The 2,877-nt window shown below is 73.6% G+C and carries 5 protein-coding genes; 4 read left to right on the top strand and 1 reads right to left on the bottom strand.

Going from position 1 to position 2,877, the window contains the following annotated elements:
- The 4 genes from H5J30_RS25285 to H5J30_RS37535 all read left to right on the top strand — a co-directional run.
- On the top strand, positions 1–175 hold a 175-nt coding region (locus H5J30_RS25285), incomplete at its 5' end, for a helix-turn-helix domain-containing protein (RefSeq protein ID WP_181789659.1).
- Between the two features lie 174 nt (positions 176–349).
- Positions 350–1,141, top strand: coding sequence for a thioesterase II family protein (locus H5J30_RS25280; RefSeq protein WP_181789658.1), 792 nt, complete (start codon positions 350–352; stop codon positions 1,139–1,141).
- 28 nt (positions 1,142–1,169) lie between these two features.
- Positions 1,170–1,397 carry an acyl carrier protein gene (locus H5J30_RS25275; protein WP_181789657.1) on the top strand — a complete coding sequence of 76 codons (228 nt, stop codon included), beginning with the start codon at positions 1,170–1,172 and terminating at the stop codon, positions 1,395–1,397.
- Positions 1,394–2,272: a 2-oxo acid dehydrogenase subunit E2 gene (locus tag H5J30_RS37535; RefSeq protein WP_181789656.1), complete on the top strand. Its 879-nt coding sequence runs from the start codon at positions 1,394–1,396 to the stop codon at positions 2,270–2,272. Before H5J30_RS25275 ends, H5J30_RS37535 begins: the two co-directional genes overlap by 4 nt.
- A gap of 129 nt (positions 2,273–2,401) precedes the next feature.
- On the opposite strand, the gene H5J30_RS25265 is transcribed toward H5J30_RS37535, so the two are convergent.
- Positions 2,402–2,877 (bottom strand): phosphopantetheine-binding protein (locus H5J30_RS25265; RefSeq protein WP_258563527.1); only part of this gene is annotated, 476 nt, incomplete at its 5' end.

The following is a 2,877-nucleotide window of genomic DNA, read 5'->3' as shown; positions in this document are numbered from 1 at the left end:
GGCGGAGCACCGGGTCGCCGCGCTGGTGGCGAAGGGGCTGACCAACCGGCAGGTCGCGGGCAAGCTGCACATCACGGTGAGCACGGTCGAGCAGCATCTCACCCGCATCTACCAGAAACTCGGCATCGGCCAGCGCGCCGACATCGGCCAGCGGCTGAAGAGCCTGCCGGCCTGACAGGTCATCCGGTACGGGCGCGGAGGGGCACCTCCGCGCCCGTACGCCTTTAGCGGCTCTTTGTCCGCCTTCAACCGGCGTCGATAGCCTGGGTGATGACAAACGAGTCGGAGTGCTCAAGGTGCGCTTTCCTCCGTGTGCCGGCCTCTCGCACCCGGGAGGGCGCGGGAAGGCGTGGCCCCGGTGCCCACACAGATACCGTTCGACGAGACGTGGCTGCGCCGCTTCGGCGCGGCCCGGCAGCCGGACGTACGGCTTGTCTGTCTGCCCCACGCGGGCGGCGCGGCGACCACGTTCTTCCCGCTGCAGCGCGAACTGCCGCCGTCCGTCGAGTTCGTGGCCGTGCAGTACCCGGGCCGGCAGGACCGCCGCCAGGAGCAGCCGCTGCGCGACGTCCACACCCTCGCCGACCGCGTGGCGGCCGTGCTCGAACCGCTGACCGACCTGCCGATGATCCTCTTCGGGCACAGCATGGGCGCCGTCGTCGGCTTCGAGACCGCCGCCCGGCTGGAGCGGAACGGCGCCAACGCGCCCATCGGCCTGGTCGCCTCGGGCCGGCACTCGCCGGCGACGCCGCGCGTCGAGAACGTGCACCAGCGCGACGACGACGGGCTCATCGCCGAGATCACCACGCTGAGCGGCACCGACCCGCAGATCCTGGCCGACCCGGACATGCGGGCCATGATCCTTCCGGCGCTGCGCGCCGACTACACCGCCGTGGAGACGTACGACTACGACCGCGGCTTCGTACTGCGCTGCCCGATCAGCGTCTTCACGGGCACCTCGGACCCGCGGGTGACCGAGCACGAGGCGGCGGCCTGGGAGTCGCTGACCTCCGGTGCCTTCCGCATCGAGCGGTTCCCCGGCGGCCACTTCTACCTCGAAGGTGCGGAGCGGGCCGTCGCCACCGCCCTCATGCGCGACGTCCGGGCGTTCTCGACGACGACCGCGACGCCGCCCCGTTGACCCATCCCCGAAAGGTAGTGCGCACGCCATGACGACCATCGACGATCTTGTGGTGCTGATCCGTGACGAACTGGGGCTGCCGGTGTCCGTCGAGGACGCCGACCGGCCTCTGGACGAGATCGCCGGCTGGGACTCGGTGCACCTGCTCTGGCTGACGGCGGCGATCGAGCGCCGCACCGGCCGCAGCGTGTCGCTGCCGGACCTGCTGGAGGCCGGCAGCCTCAAGGGCATCCACAAGGCGGCGGTCGCGGCGTGAGCGTCACCCGCTTCCCCGCCGAGCGCCGTCACACGCTCTACCACTGCGACGAGATACGGGAAACGGCGCCGGTCTTCCTCGACACCGAGGTCGACATGAGCCGGGTACAGGAGCACCGGGCGGCCGCCCGGCGCGACGGCCGCCGGTACTCGGTCGTCTCGTACGTCCTGCGCGCGTCCGGCAGCGTGCTGGCCCGGCACCCGGACGCCAACGCGGCCATCCGCGGCCGGCTCCGCCCCAAGGTCGCGCGCTACGCGACCGTCGGGGGCAAGGTGACGCTGGACAAGACGCTGGGCGGGCGCCGCGTGGTGCTGTCCTCCGTGGTGCCGGGGCTGGAGCGGTCGAGCCTGGACGACGTGCAGAAGCACGTGGACCGGCTGCGTGACGGAGACCCGGAGTCCATGCCGGAGTTCGAGGCGGTCCGCAAGCTGCACCGGCTGCCCGTGCCCGTCGGCCGCACCCTGTTCCGGCTGGCGACGCGGTCGTTCGCGCACCGCCCCGAGCTGCGGGGCACCGTGGCCGTCACCTCGCTGGGCCACCGCGCGGTGGACAGCTTCCATTCGGTCGGCGGCACGACCGTCACGCTGGGCCTCGGCCGGATCGTCGACCGCCCCGTCGTCCGGGACGGTGCCGTCGCCGTGGCGCCGGTGATGCGGCTGAGCCTCGCCTTCGACCACCGGGTGATCGACGGGGCGGAGGCGGCGGACGTGCTGTCCGAGCTGAAGGACTTCCTGGAGGCGTACGCGCCGGAGACCGCCCCCGAGGCGGCGGGCGCCAGTGAGCCGGCATCCGCCGAAGAGCCGGCCGCGCAGGAGGAGGTCGTGCACGAGGCGGTCGACGCCCGCGACCCCGCCTCTCCCGCCCCGGGTCCCTGACCTCTCCGCACCACAGCCGGGGTTCGCCTCCCCCGGCTCCCGCACCGCCGGCCCGCGTACTCCCGTCGCGGGCCGGCGGCATTTTCGTCCACCCGGGCCGCCCGGACCGCCGGGGGCCGGGCGCGGGAGTCAGTCCCGGCCCAGCTCCCGGTCGATCATCGCGAACATCTCCTCGTCACTCGCCACGTCCAGCCCGCCGCCCGGCTCTCCGGCCGCCTGGCCGGTCTCCTCGGCCCCGGCCGGACGTGCGTCCTCAAGCTGCCACAGCAGAGCCTTCAGCCGCTTGGCGAGGCTCGCCTGCTCCTGCTCGTCGAACGCGCCCGCGGCGAGCTTCTCCTCCAGTTCGCCGAGGCTCCCCGCGCCGGCGTCCGCCGGTTCCGCCGCGGCGGGCGCGCCCGGCAGTTCGCCGTCTATCAGCGCGGCGAGCGCCTCCGCGGTCGGGTTGTCGAAGACGGCGGTGGCGGGCAGCCGGAGGCCGGCCGCGGCGTTGAGCCGGTTGCGCAGCTCCACGGCGGCCAGCGAGTCGAAGCCGATGGTCTTGAACGCGGCGTCGCGCGGCACCGAGTTGGCCGAGCCGTGCCCGAGCACCGCCGCGGCGTGCGTAC

The organism is Streptomyces phytophilus (assembly GCF_013870535.1).
GTDB lineage: Bacteria > Actinomycetota > Actinomycetes > Streptomycetales > Streptomycetaceae > Streptomyces > Streptomyces phytophilus.
The sequence above is the reverse complement of the archived record's forward strand: the minus strand, read 5'-3'. Positions and strand labels throughout refer to the sequence as shown.

What these genes read in the sequence shown, in the direction of transcription:
- H5J30_RS25275 (WP_181789657.1), top strand. Translation starts at nt 1,170, where the DNA reads ATGACGACCATCGACGATCTTGTGGTGCTGATCCGTGACGAACTGGGG.